Annotated in this window: 11 protein-coding genes; 3 read left to right on the top strand and 8 right to left on the bottom strand. The window is 56.0% G+C overall.

From position 1 onward, the window contains the following. Window positions 1-219: 219 nt before the first annotated feature. Window positions 220-717: a DUF934 domain-containing protein gene (locus tag ACW8F6_RS03260; RefSeq protein ID WP_491574401.1), complete on the bottom strand. Its 498-nt coding sequence runs from the start codon at window positions 715-717 to the stop codon at window positions 220-222. After that, window positions 701-2,353: a nitrite/sulfite reductase gene (locus ACW8F6_RS03255; protein WP_491574400.1), complete on the bottom strand. Its 1,653-nt coding sequence runs from the start codon at window positions 2,351-2,353 to the stop codon at window positions 701-703. Before ACW8F6_RS03255 ends, ACW8F6_RS03260 begins: the two co-directional genes overlap by 17 nt. Window positions 2,354-3,156: 803 nt before the next feature. On the opposite strand from ACW8F6_RS03255, the gene ACW8F6_RS03250 reads away from it, so the two are divergent. Then, on the top strand, window positions 3,157-3,624 hold the full coding sequence (locus tag ACW8F6_RS03250) for a MarR family winged helix-turn-helix transcriptional regulator (protein WP_491574399.1): 468 nt from the start codon (window positions 3,157-3,159) through the stop codon (window positions 3,622-3,624). A gap of 104 nt (window positions 3,625-3,728) precedes the next feature. Here the strand turns inward: ACW8F6_RS03250 and ACW8F6_RS03245 are convergent, their stop codons facing one another. Both ACW8F6_RS03245 and metH read right to left on the bottom strand, forming a co-directional pair. Then, window positions 3,729-3,986: a DUF2970 domain-containing protein gene (locus ACW8F6_RS03245; protein ID WP_491574398.1), complete on the bottom strand. Its 258-nt coding sequence runs from the start codon at window positions 3,984-3,986 to the stop codon at window positions 3,729-3,731. A gap of 133 nt (window positions 3,987-4,119) precedes the next feature. After that, window positions 4,120-7,815: a methionine synthase gene (metH, locus tag ACW8F6_RS03240; protein WP_491574397.1), complete on the bottom strand. Its 3,696-nt coding sequence runs from the start codon at window positions 7,813-7,815 to the stop codon at window positions 4,120-4,122. A 215-nt stretch (window positions 7,816-8,030) separates the two neighbouring features. Between metH and nfuA the strand changes: the two genes are divergently transcribed. Continuing rightward, window positions 8,031-8,615 carry a Fe-S biogenesis protein NfuA gene (gene nfuA / locus ACW8F6_RS03235; RefSeq protein ID WP_491574396.1) on the top strand — a complete coding sequence of 195 codons (585 nt, stop codon included), beginning with the start codon at window positions 8,031-8,033 and terminating at the stop codon, window positions 8,613-8,615. A gap of 105 nt (window positions 8,616-8,720) precedes the next feature. Here the strand turns inward: nfuA and ACW8F6_RS03230 are convergent, their stop codons facing one another. Next, window positions 8,721-9,155 (bottom strand): cupin domain-containing protein, encoded by a 435-nt coding sequence (locus ACW8F6_RS03230; protein WP_491574395.1) that lies wholly within the window; start codon window positions 9,153-9,155, stop codon window positions 8,721-8,723. Between the two features lie 212 nt (window positions 9,156-9,367). Between ACW8F6_RS03230 and ACW8F6_RS03225 the strand changes: the two genes are divergently transcribed. Next, window positions 9,368-10,174 carry an iron-containing redox enzyme family protein gene (locus ACW8F6_RS03225; RefSeq protein WP_491574394.1) on the top strand — a complete coding sequence of 269 codons (807 nt, stop codon included), beginning with the start codon at window positions 9,368-9,370 and terminating at the stop codon, window positions 10,172-10,174. Between the two features lie 85 nt (window positions 10,175-10,259). Here the strand turns inward: ACW8F6_RS03225 and ACW8F6_RS03220 are convergent, their stop codons facing one another. The 3 genes from ACW8F6_RS03220 to ACW8F6_RS03210 all read right to left on the bottom strand — a co-directional run bounded on the left by ACW8F6_RS03220 (window position 10,260) and on the right by ACW8F6_RS03210 (window position 17,561). Continuing rightward, the gene (locus ACW8F6_RS03220; RefSeq protein ID WP_491574393.1) at window positions 10,260-11,327 is read right to left on the bottom strand and encodes a 3-deoxy-7-phosphoheptulonate synthase; all 1,068 of its coding nucleotides are present in this window, start codon (window positions 11,325-11,327) and stop codon (window positions 10,260-10,262) included. 115 nt (window positions 11,328-11,442) lie between these two features. Further along, complete coding sequence (locus ACW8F6_RS03215) at window positions 11,443-14,883, bottom strand: UvrD-helicase domain-containing protein (RefSeq protein ID WP_491574392.1); 3,441 nt, start codon at window positions 14,881-14,883, stop codon at window positions 11,443-11,445. Then, window positions 14,880-17,561, bottom strand: coding sequence for a PD-(D/E)XK nuclease family protein (locus ACW8F6_RS03210; protein WP_491574391.1), 2,682 nt, complete (start codon window positions 17,559-17,561; stop codon window positions 14,880-14,882). Before ACW8F6_RS03210 ends, ACW8F6_RS03215 begins: the two co-directional genes overlap by 4 nt. Window positions 17,562-17,734: the final 173 nt, after the last annotated feature.

The raw sequence follows: 17,734 nt of genomic DNA, 5'->3' as shown, positions 1-17,734 counted from the left end.
TGTAGGCAACAAGCAGTGGCTGGCGACTGTAAAGCGCCAAGGACGCCACGACGGCGGCGCCGGTAAAGATTAAAAAAAATGACTGGAACAGCGTGGGTTCAGGCATAAGTTACTCCTCTTGCATTACAGTGTAATCAAGATTTGTGCCACTGACGAATGCAGGTCGTGTAAAACAAAAACGCCCGCGCAGGGCGGGCGTTTTGGCCGGTGTTGGGCTTATTATGCGCGGCGCCGGAACAGGGGCTTGGGCTGGTCCACAGCTGCTTGGTAGTGCTCGGTGAAGTCGGCTAGTGAGGCGATCGCCGAGTTCAGATCTGTGCCGGGGCGCAAATCCATCGCATTAAAGCCGCAGCGCTTGAGGTAGTGCATTTGATCTTGAATTACTGTACCAAAGGCGCGAATCTCACCGCGAAATTTAAAGCGCTCGCGCACTAGGCGTCCCAAGGAAAAGCCGCGTCCGTCGGCAAATGCCGGAAAACGGATCGCGACGAGGTCCAGCTGAGCCAATTGATCGCGCAGTGGTTCCACCGACTCATCAGAGTCAACCCATACACCGGTGATACCCTGCGCGGTGAGTGTTTCAGTGTGTTCCAGCCACAAGGCCAGCGGCACGACGGCTTGAGCGCCAGCGGCGTCGACGGCTTCGAGCGCACTGTCTTTGGGCAGAATGGGGCGATTGCACTCAACCAAGGCGCCATCTTTAACTAGCTTTGGCATAAATACGCTCCTTAAAAGGTTGTACACCAATACGGCGGTAGGTGTCTAAAAACACCTCTTCGGGCGTGCGCTGTTCTACGTAGACATCCAGAATTTTCTGGATAACGTCGGGCATTTCTGCGCGGCCAAAGGACGGCCCGAGAACCGTGCCCAAACTGGCATCGTTACTGGCTGAGCCGCCGAGCTGTACCTGATAAAACTCTTCGCCTTTCTTATCGACGCCCAAAATGCCGATGTGACCCACATGATGATGGCCACAGGCGTTCATGCAGCCCGAAATATTGAGTGTCAGCTCGCCCAAATCGTAGAGGTAATCCATATCGTCGAAACGACGCTGGATGGCCTCGGCAATGGGAATGGACTTGGCGTTAGCCAGAGAGCAAAAATCGCCGCCCGGACAGCAGATCATGTCGGTGAGGGTGCCGATATTTGGTGTAGCAAATCCGTGGGCTTTGGCTTTCTGCCAAACCTCAAACAAATCTGCTTCGCGCACGTCGGCCAGCACCACATTTTGCTCGTGGGTAGCTCGCACTTCGCCAAAGCTGTAGGTATCTGCCAGGTCTGCAATAGCCTCAAGCTGCTTGTCGGTGACATCTCCGGGCGCGACTCCCGTAGGTTTGAGCGACAAAATCACTGCCCTGTAGCCGGGCTGCTTGTGGGCTTTGACGTTGCGCTCAAGCCAGCGGGCAAAAGCCTTGTGTTCCGCTTGCAGCGCCGTCAAGTCGGCGCTGGCGTCGGCCTGGTAGTCGGGTAGTGTAAAAAATGACTTGGCGCGATCAATTTCCGCCTGGGTCAGAGTGGTCTCGCCGTCGCGGATGTGGGCCCATTCGGCTTCCACTTTTTCTGCGAAAATCTCAGGCCCCATGGCTTTCACCAGGATTTTAATACGCGCTTTGAATTTATTGTCGCGACGTCCGTGCAAGTTATAGATGCGCAGAATGGCTTCCAGGTAAGAGAGCAGGTGGGCTTCGGGTAAAAACTCGCGGATTTTGCTGCCGATGACCGGCGTGCGACCCAGCCCACCGCCCACATAGACCTGAAAGCCCGTCTCGCCGGCGTCATTGACCACCAGCTGCAAACCTATGTCGTGCACCAGGATGGCGGCGCGATCCTGTGCCGAGCCGCACACAGCGATCTTGAACTTGCGTGGCAAGAACGCAAACTCCGGGTGAAAGGTGGACCATTGGCGAATAATTTCACAATAGGGGCGTGGATCGGTAATTTCGTCGGGCGCCACACCGGCAAACTGATCAGAGGTCACATTGCGAATGCAGTTGCCGCTGGTTTGAATGGCGTGCATTTCGACGTCGGCCAACTCTGCAAGAATATCGGGCACGTCTTCCAATTGAGGCCAGTTCAGCTGTACGTTTTGGCGAGTGGTGAAGTGCGCGTAACCTTTATCGTACTCGCGGGTAATGTGGGCCAGTTTACGCAACTGTCGACTGCTAAGGAGGCCGTAGGGTACAGCAATGCGCAGCATAGGGGCTACACGCTGTATGTATAGGCCATTCTGCAAGCGCAGTGGCAAAAATTCTTCGTCGGTCAGGTCGCCGGCCAGATAGCGTTCGGTCTGGCGGCGGAACTGTGCGACGCGCTCGCGCACGATGTGATGATCGTAGGAGTCGTAAACGTACATGAAAGTTAAATACCTTACAGAGCGCTATATAGCGCAGGGTTATTTACTGCAGGCCGTCTGCTGGCGAAACAATGGCTGCGCAGGATACCTTAGTTCACCGTCTGAATCGAGCTGAGCCCCTGTTTTTAAAGGCCTGGCGCTCGCATAGTAGGGTGACGCGGCGGCGAGATTACCAAGCTCGCGGGAAGCTTGATACTAATTGTTTGCGCTATCGTAATATATTTTTGGAATAAGAATGCCTTTGGCGCTTGATTCCTTGCTTTATTGTGTGGTTAAAATCAGTCCCGGCGAATAAACGCCAGTGTTCTCCCCAAAAAAAATAACAGAGGAGTAGTACCATGCACGATGAAATTCAAATGCAAGAACAGGGTGACAGCATGGCAGATGCCATTGCAGCAATGGCACTGATAGCCATTTTTGTGGCTACCTGCGTGTTCTGGGTGAGCGGTCAGTAGGCCCAGCCCGGTCATTAATACTCCAGGGAGACAGGGGGCCAGCACAGTCATCGTCCTGCCGTTGCTATAGCGAGGGTGTGTCTGCGCACCAAAAAACCAGAGCCTGCCTCTGGTTTTTTGCGTTTTCAGGGCTGCAATTGTGGGCCCGATAAATGGCTCTACAGCACGTCGCTGAGCGGTTTCAATAACATTCGGGGCGCTCCCCGGCCGGTGCTTGCTAACCCACCTGCGTAAAGGCGGGTCTGCAAAGGCTGAGCGAGATGGAAATATGCAGTCTTTGCACTGGACAGTTGGGCTGGCTGGTGCATCATGTGCGCTGTCGTAAGCGTTAACCACAAGGCGTAAGGTATGACCGAGAAGGATTTTCATTTGCACAACAGCTATGCATTCTGGATCAGCCGCCTGGCACATCAGATGCAAGATCGGCTTAATCAGCAATTGAAAGTTCACGGATTAAGTTGGCAGCAGTGGGCGGCACTGAATGTGATGCATCACGGCTTGGCAAAAACACCGGCGCAGGTGGCCGAACAGATAGGCGCCGACCGCTCGACGGTGACCCGTATGCTCGATCGGCTGGAGGCACAATCCTTAGTAGCTCGCGAACACGATGGCCTAGACCGGCGCGTGGTTAAGTTGCAGCTCACCCCCCAGGCTCGGCATTTAATAAAAAGCTTGAACAAATTAGCGGAGGCCCATCAAGCGGAATTTCTGGCGGAATTGCCGTCCACGGAATACCGCGGCCTACGGGGCAGCTTAGTGAAAATGTTAAGGGCCGGTGGGTTGGACATTGGCGCCTTATGGCGTCACACCAGCTGAACTTGGCGTTTTTGGTGGCAAAAGTGGTTGTTTTACGAGCAAAAAGTATTTGGTTGATATGGTTATTGTGTTGATATCTATTATTGCAAATGCAACTAGGGGGTTTATAGCCCGCTATTTTTGAGTACCGCTTGTACAATGGCTGCAATTGTTGCCACAAAGATTACCGTGAATACGACGCCCGCCACCACATAGTGGTATATGTTACCTGCCTGAAAATCCCGCTCTTGATTTTGCCGACTTTGCACGCCAATGGCGGCGGCCAAGGTGCTTAGTACCACCGCGCCCAGCCCTGGATTGGGTTTCCGGGGCGTTTCTCGGGCGGTGTTGTGAGGATCAGTTTCTGCAGGTCTGTCGGTCATCGTTGCATCCCTGTTATTCCAAGTTGACTGTGCACTGCCAGATTAACAGGGCCTGCAAAGCGGTCCAAGCCTGCCCGTTGGTGAAAACGGCCGGTACCTCATTGGCAAACCGGCTCGCGTATTGCACCAACCGTTATTGTGGATCGTAATCCAGCACCGGCTGCAGCCAGCGCTCCATTGTATGCAGAGGCATACCTTTTCGCTCAGCTAAACTTTCCACCTGGTCTTTGCTGATCTTGCCGGTGCTGAAGTAACGGCTGTTGGGGTGGGAAAAATACCAGCCAGATACCGCAGCGGCGGGGAACATGGCGAAATGTTCGGTCAGTTCCACGCCGGTGGCGTTGGTGGCATCGAGTACTTTGAACAAGGTGGCCTTTTCCGTGTGATCGGGGCAGGCGGGGTAGCCTGGCGCCGGGCGAATGCCTTGATAGGCCTCTTTGATGAGGTCTTCATTGGCTAGGTTTTCGTCGGCTGCATAGCCCCAGAACTCCTTTCGCACGCGCCTGTGCATGTGCTCGGCAAAGGCCTCCGCAAGGCGATCAGCTAGCGCTTTGACCATAATGGCGCTGTAGTCGTCGTGGGCCGCCTCAAAGGATTTGGCGAGTTCTTCGGCGCCGATACCCGCCGTGACTACAAAGCCGCCCACATAGTCTTGTTGGCCGCTGGGTGCCACGAAGTCTGCCAGCGACATATTGGGGTGGATGTCACCCGGCTTTTTGTTTTGTTGGCGGATGTGGTGCAAGGTGGCCAAGGGGGCAGTGCGCGCATCGTCCTGAAATAGCGCAATATCGTCGCCATTGACTCGGTTGGCAGGCCAAAAGCCAACCACCGCCCGTGCTTTAAGTAATTTCTCATTCACAATGCGCTTGAGCATGGCCTGGGCATCGTCAAATAGATTGCGTGCCGCCTCACCTACCACAGCATCCTCTAGAATACGTGGATACTTACCGGCCAAATCCCAGCTGATAAAGAAAGGCGTCCAGTCGATGGTTTCGATGAGTTCCTGCAATGGGTAGTCGTCAAAGACGCGTGTGCCGGTGAAGGCGGGGGCTGGCGGCGTGTAGTTGTCCCAGTCGAGCTTAAGGCCCGCTTTAATCGCGTCTGGATAGCTCAGTACTGTGCCGCGGGCCTTGCGGCCGGCATTGCGGATTCGCACCGATTCGTATTCGGCGCGCACTTTTTCCACTAACTGCGGCTTAAGCTCGTCGGACAGCAGTTGGCTTGCCACGCCCACAGCGCGGGAGGCGTCTGCCACGTACACCACCTGATCGTGTTTAAATTGCGGCTCGATTTTTACGGCTGTGTGGGCCTTGGAGGTAGTGGCCCCCCCAATCATCAGCGGCAGCTGTATTCCCTGGCGCTCCATTTCGCGGGCAACGGTCACCATTTCGTCCAGGGAGGGGGTAATCAGCCCCGATAAACCGATAATGTCGCACTTCTCATCGAGAGCGGTTTGCAAGATTTTTTCGCAGGGCACCATGACGCCGAGGTCCACCACTTCGAAATTGTTGCATTGCAACACCACACCCACGATGTTTTTGCCAATATCGTGCACATCGCCCTTCACGGTGGCCATCAGAATCTTGCCGTTGGGCTTGGCGCCCACTTGCTTTTCGGCCTCGATGTAGGGGTTCAGGTAGGCCACTGCCTGTTTCATTACCCGAGCCGATTTCACCACCTGGGGCAAGAACATCTTGCCCGCACCGAACAGATCACCCACCACGTTCATGCCGTCCATGAGCGCGCCCTCAATGACATCGATGGGTTTGGCGGCCTGCACCCGCGCGGCTTCGGTATCTTCGATGATATAGGTGGAAATGCCCTTAACCAGCGAGTGCTCAATGCGCTTGGTAACCGGCAGTTCGCGCCAGGCCAAATCTTCTTTTTTAGGCCCGCTGCTGCCGTCGCCTTTATAGTTATCGGCAATGGCCAGCAGGGCTTCGGTTGCCTCGGGCGTGCGGTTGAGAATCACATCTTCAACGGTGTCGCGCAGCTCTTTGGGTAAGTCGTCGTATACCGCCAGTTGGCCGGCGTTCACGATGCCCATGTTGAGCCCCGCCTGAATGGCATGGTACAGAAACACCGAGTGAATGGCTTCGCGCACCGGGTTATTGCCCCGGAACGAGAAGGAAACGTTGGATACGCCGCCAGAAACCCCTGCGTGGGGCAGGTTTTGGCGAATCCAGCGGGTAGCCTCGATAAAATCGACAGCGTAATTGTTGTGCTCTTCGATACCCGTGGCTACGGCGAAGATATTAGGGTCAAAAATAATGTCTTCCGGTGGGAAACCCACCTTATTTACCAGCACGTCGTAGGAGCGCTGGCAAATTTCAATCTTGCGGGCCTGGGTATCGGCCTGGCCGTCTTCGTCAAAGGCCATGACCACCACGGCCGCGCCGTAGAGGCGGCACAGATTGGCCCGCTCAATAAATTCCGCTTCACCTTCTTTTAGACTGATGGAGTTTACCAGCGGCTTGCCCTGCACGCATTTAAGGCCGGCTTCGATAATTTCCCACTTGGAGGAGTCCACCATAATGGGCACGCGGGCAATATCGGGCTCGCCGGCGATCAGATTGAGAAAGCGCACCATGGCCGCCTCGGCGTCCAGCAAGCCTTCGTCCATATTGATGTCAATCACCTGGGCGCCGTTTTGCACTTGCTCCAGTGCTACTTCCAAGGCCTGGGCGTAATCTTCCTCCACAATTAGTCGTTTGAATTTGGCCGAGCCAGTGACGTTACACCGCTCGCCCACGTTCACGAACAGGGAGTCGCGGGTGATATTAAAGGGCTCTAGGCCGGACAAGCGGCAGGCGGGCTCGATCTCGGGGATAGCGCGCGGGGGATATTTTGCCACAGCTTGTGCAATGGCCTGAATGTGGGCCGGCGAGGTGCCGCAACAGCCACCGATAATATTCAAAAAGCCACTGGCGGCAAATTCTTCTACTACGGCCACCATTTCTTCGGGTGTTTCATCGTACTCGCCAAACTCGTTGGGCAGGCCCGCGTTGGGGTGCGCTGATACTAGACAACCGGCAACCCGCGACAGTTCTTTGACATAGGGGCGCAGCTCTTTGGCGCCCAGCGCGCAATTCAGACCAATGGATAAGGGTTTGGCGTGGGCCAGGGAGTTGTAGAATGCCTCGGTAGTTTGGCCCGACAGGGTGCGGCCGGAGGCATCGGTAATGGTGCCCGAAATCATAATGGGCAGCTCTATACCCTCTCGGTCGAAATAGGTTTTGACGGCAAATACGGCAGCTTTGGCGTTTAGGGTGTCAAAGATGGTTTCGATTAGGATGATATCTGCGCCGCCTTTGACCAAACCCTCGGTGGCTTCCAGGTAGTCGTTCACCAGCGCATCAAAAGTAATATTGCGCGCGCCAGGGTCATTTACATCGGGTGAAATTGAGCAGGTGCGCGAGGTTGGGCCCAGCACGCCGGCCACAAACCGAGGCTTGGCCGGGTTTTTGGCGGTGAATTCATCGGCAACGCGACGGGCCAGGGCGGCCGCTTCGTAGTTCAATTCGGGCACAATGGCCTGGAGCCCATAATCCGCCTGGGAAACCTGTGTGGCGTTAAAGGTGTTGGTTTCAACGATATCCGCGCCGGCCTCGAAGTAGGCGGCGTGGATGCCCGCGATAATATCTGGCTGGGTCAGGGTGAGCAGATCGTTATTGCCCGCCAGATCCTGGCCGTAGTCGGCAAAGCGCTCGCCGCGGTAGTCGGCCTCTTGAAGCTTGTGCGACTGGATGAGAGTACCCATGCCCCCGTCTAAAATGAGGATGCGTTGCTTCAAGGCTGCGTGTATCTGGGCTGTTCTGTTTAACGACATGGGTATTCCGCGATAAGGCTAGGATGAAGTATCTATATCAAAATATTTTGATTTAGATTGAGATTCTACCAGAAAAGCCGACTCTGTGGAGCCTGCAAAGCGCCATTATCCGCTTTATCCCTGATTGTTAAATGGTTGTTTAGCTTTGCCGGCCAATTGTTTAGAATACCCGACTGTTTCAATCAGGTAATAACTTTGAAGGGCCCTGAAAACCGATGGTAAACGTCAATATTACGGAATCTGCTCAGAAGTACTTGCGCGAACTGCTCGAAAAGCAGAATACCCCTGGCATTGCCATTCGCATGTTCGTATCCAGCCCCGGGACGCCGCAGGCTGAAACCTGTATTGCCTACTCGCGCCCTGGCGATGATCGCGATGGCGATGTAGCCGTTGAATACGAAGGCCTAACGGCCTATTTCGAGGAGCGCTCGCTGCCGTATCTGGACGAGGCCAAAGTGGACTACTCGCCCGATAAAATGGGCGGCCAGCTCACCATCCGTGCGCCCAATTCCAAAATGCCCAAGATCAGCGACGACAGCCCGCTGGAAGACAAGATCAACTATGTGCTTTACAACGAAGTGAACCCAGGTCTGGCGTCGCACGGCGGTGTTGTGAGCCTGTCGCACATCACTGAAGATATGTATGCCGTGTTGAAATTTGGTGGCGGCTGTCAGGGTTGCAGTGCGGTGGATATCACCTTGAAAGAGGGTGTAGAGAAAACTCTGGTCACTAAGATACCCGAGTTGAAAGGCGTGCGGGATATGACCGACCACTCCGATAAGAGTAATGCTTATTATTGAGTCGGGACGGGAGTCCTCAAACGGCACCGCGCTCAGGCGCAAGGTAAAAATAAAAGCGAGCATCGAGCTCGCTTTTTTGTGAGTGCCTTTAACCGGGCAACACTACTACACCGACTCTTCTCTAATCGCCACCCCCAAATTCTGTAGCAGGGGTGTGTTTTCACAAGCGATGTACACGCAGTTGTGATCCGTTTCATTGTGGTGGCTGTGCCAGGCCCACACAGGTATGTAAATTGCGTCGCCGGCCTGCCAATCTACACGAGTGTTTTCGATTAGCGAGTAGCCCATGCCCTCTTGAATGTAGATGACTGTCTCGTAGGTGTGGCGGTGTTTGTTGGTTGCCTGCCTGGGTTCCAGTCCGCCGATGGTCATGCTCAGCGTTTTGGATGGCAGGTCAACAACAAATACAGGGTGCTTGCGTTCGGCATTAAATTCATTGTTGGGGTTCTGATGACAAACTTGCTTGTGAATCAGTTTTTGTGGGCTTTCAGCATAAAGGCTTGCCTGGGTTTTGTTGAAATCTCTGGACGAATATTCCATAGGGTCCTCCACTAAGCCAATGTCGTTGATGCGCGCATCGAAGTGCCGCTCGTTATTCTAGGTGTAGCCGATGTTTTTAATGTATGGGGGCAGAGTTAATTTATTTTTGCTTGCGGGGCAGCTATTCAGTCATTAAAAAATACCTTGTGATCTTGCATTGTTGCGCTTAACTGTCGAGTGACATTTACAGAATTAAGCGGGAGTAATGCATCATGGAAGCACTCGGTCATACACCGTCACATTCACTTGCAAGTGCTCGGCAGTTTATCGCAGCGCTAAACGAAGAGGCGTTGGCGCACCGCGCCCTCAGACACCCTTTTTTACAGCGTTTGGAGGCAGGTGACTTTACGAATCCGCCCGCGATCTTAAAAGACTTTCTCTATCAATACCTTGCCTACAGTGTGGACTTTATTCGCTACCTTACCGTAACTATCTCCAAGCTAGAGGCACGCCATCATCGCGAGGCACTCATAGCGAATTTAATTGAAGAAAGTGGCCAGGTGGATGCCGAAGATGCACAGGCTTTGGCGTCAATTGGCGTTCAGATTGATTGGGTTCAGGGAGTGCCTCACCCGGTACTTTATACACGTTTTTTGGATGCTATAGGCTATGACGAGCACTACCGTACTACTCATGGATTTTGTGACGAGGCTAAAATTTGGCGCAAGATGTTTTTAGGCGCCTGCACCGATGGCGGCGCCGATCAATCGCTTGGGGCGATGGGATTAGGCACGGAGAATATAGTTAAGTTTGTTTATCGACCTATTTTAAATGCCATTGATCGACACTTGGAGGTTTCGCCGCGGGCGCGCGTGTTCTTTGATTTACACGCACTGTTGGATGATGAACACGGTGAGGTGCTCAATGACATCGCTGCGCACTATGCGCAGTACGAGCGGCATCGCGTCCCCTTGCGCGATGGCATGCTGATGGCGTTGAGTCTGCGGGCTGGCTTTTTTGATTCGATGTTGGCACGCGCCGAAAGCCGCGAAGGTGTAGGGCAGGTGTCGATGGCCTAATAGGTGTTGCGCTAGGCCTAGGGCGTGTGTAAAAGGCGGGGGCGTTTGCCCCCGCAAGCACGTAGGGCAAACGAGCGGGCGCGAATTAGCGCCCAGGCAATATGTCTTTGATTTTATTGCGCATATCGCGCAAACATTTCTCGGTGGTTTCCCAGTCGATACAGGCGTCGGTGATGGATACACCGTACTTTAAGTCGGCTTTATTAGCGGTCATTTTTTGATTGCCCGCGCCAATATTACTCTCGACCATCACGCCGATAATGGACTTGTTACCCTCAACGATTTGATTGGCGATGTTATCCAATACCAGTGGTTGCAGGTCGTGTTTTTTGTTGGAGTTGGCATGGCTGCAATCCACCATGATATTGGGGGCAATGCCGGCGGCGGCCAGCTCTTTTTCGCACATGGCGACACTGACAGAGTCGTAATTGGGCTTGTCGTTGCCGCCGCGCAGCACCACATGGCCGTAGCTGTTGCCGGCAGTATGGATGATCGAGACCTGGCCGTTTTCGTTAATACCCAAAAAACGGTGCGGGTTGGCCACCGACTGCAGGGCGTTGATGGCCACCGTCAGCGAGCCGTCGGTGCCGTTTTTGAAGCCCACAGCCGAGGATAGACCAGAGGCCATTTCGCGGTGGGTTTGCGACTCGGTGGTGCGTGCGCCAATAGCCGACCAGCTAATCAGATCCTGTAGGTATTGGGGCGAAATGGGGTCCAGGGCCTCGGTGGCGGTAGGCAGGCCTATTTCTGCCACGTCCTGGAGCAGTTTGCGCCCGATGTGCAGGCCCTCCTGAATTTTAAAGGAGTCGTTCAGGTAGGGGTCGTTAATCAGGCCTTTCCAGCCCACAGTGGTACGGGGTTTTTCAAAATACACGCGCATGACCACATAGAGGGTGTCCGAAACTTCATCGGCCAGTTTTTTGAGGCGCCGGGCATAATCCAGCGCGGCATCCACATCGTGAATGGAGCAGGGGCCAATCACCACGAAAATGCGGTGGTCCTTGCGATCCAGGATGTTGCGGATGGTTTGGCGGCCTTCGGTGACGGATGTTATTGCCGTTTCAGTCAACGGCAGTTCCGCTTTGAGGGCGTCCGGTGAAATCAGGATTTCCTGGGATACGACATTTAAGTCGTCTACTGCGCGGTTAGTCATGGAGCACGTATCTCTTTTAAGTCTGCGGAAAGCGGTCGGTCATTCTACGGGATTTTTTCGGCTAACTGCCAAGCGATTGGCAGAAAAATTCTTGGATTGCCTGAAAATCACGCATTTATGTTATGTCCAGCCGCTGAAACTCGTCGCAAAGGGGGAAATAAAGCGCGAGCCGCACGGGCTCCGGGCCCAGCTGGCGGGCCAGGCGCGCATAGTTGAGTAATTGGCCCCGATAGAGCCGCACCTGTTCGTCCAGAAAATCCGCGAGCGCTTGGTGGGAGGCCGGTTCACTGCCTTTGTAGTCGATTACCCAGCGCTGGCCATCGGCCACAAAGGTTCGGTCGATAACCCACTGCCGGGCAACGCGGTCACGGGTTTCCCACAAAACCAGCTCCGTAGCGCTCTGGTTGTGCTGGCCACTGAGTAGCCAGCGACCCACAGTCGAATTCGCCATATTTGTGAGGGCGCGCTGTAATCTGGCTAACGCAACTTCCGGCTGCTGAACGCCCGCGGCCCGCAGTTGGCCGCGTAGATAGCCGCTATTACGCGCGAGGTACTCGGGGGTTGGGAGCAAGTTCGCCTCGGTAAGGTGCTGAATTTCGGCGTGTAAAAGGGTGCCTAGCGCTCGCTGTTCAGATTCGAAAACCGAGCGTGTATCGGGTCGATTGAGGGGATTGTCGGCGTCCAGGGCCCCCGTTTTACCTCGGAAATCTGCCAATAGATCGGTGCCCGATATTGCCGGCGGTTGCCAGCCTGCGGGCAGGCGACGGATAAGGTTTTGTCCTGCAAGCTTGCCGGTGGACGGTCTTTGGGTAGATTGCACCCGGTGTACGCGGGCTTGTGAACTGGCGGTCGCCCAAATACTGGCCAGCAAGCTGCTTTTGGCGGGGGGCTGTAGCTCGCCGTCTTTTTCTTTTACACAGGCAAACAGGTACAAATGGCGTATGGCCCGGGTGGCGCCCACATAGAACAACCGGGTGGCCTCCGTGTGCACCCGCTGGCTGCGTTCGCGCTGGATAAAGCGGTAGAGATCACTTTCTTCGGTGTTACTTAGCGGGCTTAACAAAATCTGGGGGCGACCCTGGGCGTCAATTTGATCCAGCCACAATAACAGCTCCTTGCTGTCTGCTCTGGGTTTGCGGTGCAGGCCGGGGATAATTACGTGATCAAATTCGAGCCCTTTGGATTTATGGATGGTCATTACCTGTAACAGGGGATCGGCATCGCTGGCGGGCGCCGCAAATAGGCGCGCAACGGCCTCCTCAAAGGCCTGCCAATCGCGCACGCCGACGCCTTCTGTATGTGCTTCCAATAAGTCGAAGAAGCTTTGCGCGTTGGCCAAATCGGTGGTTTCCAGCAGAGTTTGCGGGCCACCCAGGGCTTGCCAGCAGCCCTCTAGCCAGTCCCGCAGAGGTTTGCGACCGGCCTGCTGCATAGTTTGTTGTAGTACTTGGACGGTGCGGGCCAGAATGGCTTGGCCATTTTGACTAAGCGTAGATTGGCAGGCGGGTGTTTGCATTTGCTGCCAGAGGCAGGGCCGGCCGTCGGCCAGTAGGGGGAGTGTCTCGGTGCCGGCGCGCACCAGCGCGAGCAGGTCGCTGTTGTCTAGGCCGCACCAAGGTGCTCTGAGCAGGCTTAGCCAGCTGATTCGGTCAGTGGGGTTTAGCAACGCGCGCAGCAGCGATAGCAGGTCTTGAATGGCCATGCGATCGCTGAGGTTGTCCAACTCGGTGGCTTGGTAGCGCAGGCCCGCCTGGTCTAACAAGCGCAAACTGGCGCGCAAGTGACCGCGCGTACGGGCTAAAAGGGCAATGGTTTGGTCGCTGTGTTGGCTGCGCAACTGCTGAATCAAGTCGACCACCGCCTGCGCTTCAGCGATTTCCAGGTCGAGTTGCGCGTCCTCGCTGGCATCCACCAGCAGGTTTACATCGACGGCGGAGCCGGCCAGTGCGGGGCGCGCGGCAACGCTTGGCTGGTAGCGCACTTGTCCGCGGGTGACATCATCGGCCTGCGGAAAGGCGTGCGTAAAATGGGCGTTGACCCAGTCCACCACGCCAGCCTGGCTCCGAAAATTCACTGTGAGATCCAGCGGTGTGAGCGGTAAATCGCCAATACCCTGCTCGCGGGCCTGTAGAAATATACCTACCTTGGCATTTCGAAAGCCGTAACACGACTGCATCCCGTCGCCCACGATAAACAGGGTGCGTCCGTCGCCTGGCTCCCATCCGGCAATGAGCTGCTCGATAAGGGCCCGTTGGGGCACCGAGGTATCTTGAAATTCATCGATCAAGATGTGGCGAATCTGGTAGTCCAGGCGCAGCGCCAGTTCCGACGGTGCATCTAAGCGCCCCAGAGCCGTCAGCGCGGCTTGTGCTGTGTCGATAAAATCGCTACAGCCCTCTCGGCTGAATACCAGCGTTAGCTCGGCCGCCAGGTGGGGCAGTACACGTGTCAATGCATCCAGCAGTCGCCACTGGTGAGGCTGATAGCCGGGTTGTGGTAGCGCGCGCACCTGCTGTAGTTGCTCCAGCAAGCCGCTGATTTGACCGAGCTCGCCGATCAATTGTGCCAGCCGCGCCTTTTGGGTTTTCGCTTCGGCCTTACTAATTTCCGGAGGCCGCTCGGTGGGAAAGCCCATGGCCTTGGTGAGGCTCTTGCGCCAGCCGCCGTCCTTGGTCAGTAATAGTTCTAGCAGTGCCTGGTATTGCGCGAGCAGGGCACCAAGCGTGTTGTCCGCCACTGGTCTGGGCAGTTGGTTCAATTCGTTAAGTGAGCAGAGCGGGCTGTCCTTGCCTTCGATAATTAAATTTTCGGCGGCGAAACGTGCCAGCTCACACAGGCTTAAAGCGTGTTTAGAGAGTGCTTTATAAACAGGCTTTAACTCACTGATTATTAAATCATTTATGCTAGATTCTAAAAAGGTTTTTGCACCCTCGTGCTGGCCTGCGATAGCTAGGCCCAGCCACTGGTCGCGCTGTTTCAGCAGCGATAACAGTAGTGCTTCAAAGGTGTCGTAGCGGTTATCCAGCTCCAGCAGCAGCGTGGCCAAATCGTCGGCGATTGGGTGATTGCGCTCTAACTTTTCGTAGAGTGCAAGAATGGCCGCGCGGTATAGGGGCTCGGGCTGATCGGAGGGGTCCGGCAAGCTGCCCATGCCAGACGCGAAGGGCAGCTGTTTGGCAATTTGGCGCGAGAGACCGTCAATGGTTTGAATGCGTAGTCGATTAGGGCTCTCCGTCAGCGACCACTGGCGCGCTGAATCGCGGGCGAGTACCTGCCGTGCCAGCGACCAGGTGGTGGCTTCGTGGGGGCTGTCGGGGCAGGGCTGGTTTTTCGCATCGCGCAGGGCCTGGGTGATGCGGTCGCGCATTTCGCCAGCGGCCTTGCGGGTAAAGGTGATTGCCAGCAACTCTTCCGGTTCGTCGCAGGTGTTGAGCAGTGCCAACACCCGCTGGGTGAGCAATCCGGTTTTGCCCGAGCCGGCCGGTGCAGACACGGCAAACGATTCGTGAATATCCAGCGCCCGCGCGCGAATGGGTGCGTCCTGTGGAGCGTTCATTGGGAGACTTCCTGGTACACATTCGGCGTTATTTCTGTGCGTGCTAACGCTATTTGGGCCTGCTCAGCCGTGCGCAGCAGCGGGCTCATGTGATCCAGGTATTGCGCGCTTTGTGGGCTTGAGAAGGTCAGTGGACAGTGGCCCTCAATGAGTTCCTGGGCCAGTGCATGCAGGACTTGGCGCCAGTGTTCCAGCAATGTTGGCCAGTCATCGTGATTAACCTGTCGATCGCTGGGCGGTTTCACGCCAGGTGCAAGGTCTGGGTTGCCAACGCCTTGCAGCAGTTGATTAGTTTGTCGTAACTCCGCAAAGGCAATGGCCGCGACAGGCTCGCCGGCATCGCTGAGCGCCACGGCGTACAAGGGCAGCTGGGGTTCCTCGGGGCGATCGCCAAGCCAGCTATTGAGGTGCGTGCGGCCGCTTTTGTAGTCGATCAGCACCCAGTGGCCGTCTACATTGTCGATGCGATCCAGTCTCAGTTGCAGGGGGAGGTCGCCGAGGCGAAAGCTGATACTTTGCTCTAGCCCTTGCACGCTAAATGGCGGCCGCTCGCGCTCGAAGGCCAACCAAGGTAGCAGCAGGTGCCTTAGTCGCTGGCGCTCCAGTGTCATAAAGCGCGTGTTGGCAAGTAGCGGCAATTCTTGGCAGGCTTGATCCAAGGCGCGGTCTAGAGCTTGGGCAATAGCCTGTTCGTCGATCTCGTGCAACACGGGCTTGGCGCGCCAGAAGTAGTAGAGCGCCTGGTGCAAGAGGGTGCCGCGATCCAGCGCGTTGAGGCCGGGTTGGGCGGCCTCGGGTCGGCGGGCGCCCAGGCGTACTTCCATAAACGCAGCCAGTGGGCAGCGGGCCTGCTTTTGTAGCATACCGCTGCCGCCGCGCAGGCCGGTGAGTTCTATCGCATCGACCGGTGGCGCTTTCAGTGTCTCCAGCCACTCAAATACGGAGGGCGACAAGGTAGATTCGGGCACTTTGGGCGCGGATTCGCTGGGCAGGTGTGCAATCAAGGGGCTGGTGCTGAGTTCTCGGTCGCCGTCGCGCGCTGGGTGGCTGAAAATCACCCGGTCAGCCGCCGACAATAGGTTTTGGGTAATGCGTTGGCAAAATGCCAGTTCGCGCTCGGCGCTGGCGTGCGGCATCTGCAGGTCGCGCTGCATTTGTGCGGGCAGTAACGGATTGGGTGACGCCGCTGGCGGCCACTGGGTATCGTCCATGCCCAGCACCCAGATTTGATCAAAGGCCAAGCCAGCAGATTCCAGGGTGCCCAGAATCTGCAGCGGGGATTCGGGCGTTTGGGGCTGGAAGGGTTGACGGCTGGCCAGCTCGGCGAGCCATTGCGCAGCTTCCCGGGCGGTTAAGGGGGCGCCCAAATGGTCTGCCTCCGCCAGCTGAGGTAGCAGTTGAAGTAGCTGGCTGACTTGCTGGTGCTCTTCCGAATCGAGTGGTCGTGGGCCGGGCCAGTTTAGCTGGGTAAGCGAATTAAGGATGATATCGGCCCATTGGCGGCCGGTGGCCCGTGCTGGCCAATTCCTCAGCTCGGTAAAGAACGCGTACCAGCAGGTTAGTGCGGCGGGGTCGGGTTGGCCGCTGTCGGCGTTTGGCAGGACAGCGAATTGTTGGTGTAATTGTTCGAAGCCTTGCTCGACGTCTTCGAGCCGAATCTCGGCCTGGCCCAGCTCTAGCAGCCGGCTGCCCACCCATTGCCTGGCGTGCTGGTCCTCTGCGTGCCCTATAAACGGGCTGTTGAGCCACATCAGGCATTGGTCTGTCGATTTGGGCCAGCGCAGGCTGGCAAGTAATTGGTGTACAGGCGGGCACTGAGCCAATGGTGTACCGGCAGAAAAGTTAAAGGGCATAGTAAAGCGCGGCGTCTGTGGCAAGTGGTGTGCGGGTTCAAACACCCGCGCTAAATGGCGCTCTAGGCGGGCCCTGTTTTTACCTAAATTGGGGTCGATAATGGCGATTTGTTGATTGGGGTTGTCAGCCAGTGCGCGATGGGCCCAATGTGCGACGGCTACTAACTCGTGTTTTGGGTCTTTGCAAACGACGAGCGAGGCGTTTGGAGAGGGAGTTTGGTTGCTGTGGAGGGGCTCCAGCGTATGAAAGCTCGCCTGCAATAATTGTTCGTGCAAGGGGGTTAGGGTGTCGAAATTTAGCAGGTAGGCCTTCGCCTTTGGTTGCGTCTGGGCGCTTAACCATTTTAACAGTTGTGCCAGCCGTTGCTCTTCTGTGATCAGATCGCGCTGGGCCAGGCTTGTTTCCAAAGCGTCTATCCAGCACTGCAGGCGAGCTTGTTCCTCCGGAGGGCCGTAGGCCGCCCAGTCCGACTGGCTTACTTGCCACATGCGCAGGTAGCTGTAGGCCTGGTCTAGCTGATCGATAAGCAGGCGAGGGTGCACCAGTGGGTCTGCCACATCGCTTGCGGTTAGAGCCTGCGCCCACAGGTGCCGGCGCACCAGGGTCGAGGCGAGTGTTTTAGTGGCCAACTCTGCATTGAGCCGCTGGGCTTTGTGCCACTGTCGGTCGATCCAATCCCCCAGGCTAAATACCTTGGGGGACTGACTTATACCACTGAGCGCCTGGGCCCAATGCAACAGCAGCTTGTTCTTCAGGCGATTATTTGGGGTGAGAATCAGCTCTCCCTGAGCAATGAGGGGGGAAATAGCCTGTAAATTGATCAAAAAATACCATCCCTACGGCGGTGACACTGTGTCTAAGGGTTGTAGCGCAATCGGCTGGTGAAAAGCAACCGGTGGCTTGCTGCGATCGAGTTATAGGGGTGCTAAATTGGTCGAAACGCGAACGTTAAATCGCCTAGGCAGCGGTGGGGTAGGCTTGGCGGCGGGTGCGGGAT

It is taken from the genome of Simiduia sp., assembly GCF_058345725.1.
Note: the sequence above shows the minus strand (reverse complement) of the source record. Positions and strands in the feature narration are given on the sequence as shown.

Bases quoted from the DNA above. Each gene is read 5' to 3' on its own strand.
- ACW8F6_RS03260 (WP_491574401.1), bottom strand. From the start codon at position 717: ATGCCAAAGCTAGTTAAAGATGGCGCCTTGGTTGAGTGCAATCGCCCC.
- ACW8F6_RS03255 (WP_491574400.1), bottom strand. From the start codon at position 2,353: ATGTACGTTTACGACTCCTACGATCATCACATCGTGCGCGAGCGCGTC.
- ACW8F6_RS03250 (WP_491574399.1), top strand. From the start codon at position 3,157: ATGACCGAGAAGGATTTTCATTTGCACAACAGCTATGCATTCTGGATC.
- ACW8F6_RS03245 (WP_491574398.1), bottom strand. From the start codon at position 3,986: ATGACCGACAGACCTGCAGAAACTGATCCTCACAACACCGCCCGAGAA.
- metH (WP_491574397.1), bottom strand. From the start codon at position 7,815: ATGTCGTTAAACAGAACAGCCCAGATACACGCAGCCTTGAAGCAACGC.
- nfuA (WP_491574396.1), top strand. From the start codon at position 8,031: ATGGTAAACGTCAATATTACGGAATCTGCTCAGAAGTACTTGCGCGAA.
- ACW8F6_RS03230 (WP_491574395.1), bottom strand. From the start codon at position 9,155: ATGGAATATTCGTCCAGAGATTTCAACAAAACCCAGGCAAGCCTTTAT.
- ACW8F6_RS03225 (WP_491574394.1), top strand. From the start codon at position 9,368: ATGGAAGCACTCGGTCATACACCGTCACATTCACTTGCAAGTGCTCGG.
- ACW8F6_RS03220 (WP_491574393.1), bottom strand. From the start codon at position 11,327: ATGACTAACCGCGCAGTAGACGACTTAAATGTCGTATCCCAGGAAATC.
- ACW8F6_RS03215 (WP_491574392.1), bottom strand. From the start codon at position 14,883: ATGAACGCTCCACAGGACGCACCCATTCGCGCGCGGGCGCTGGATATT.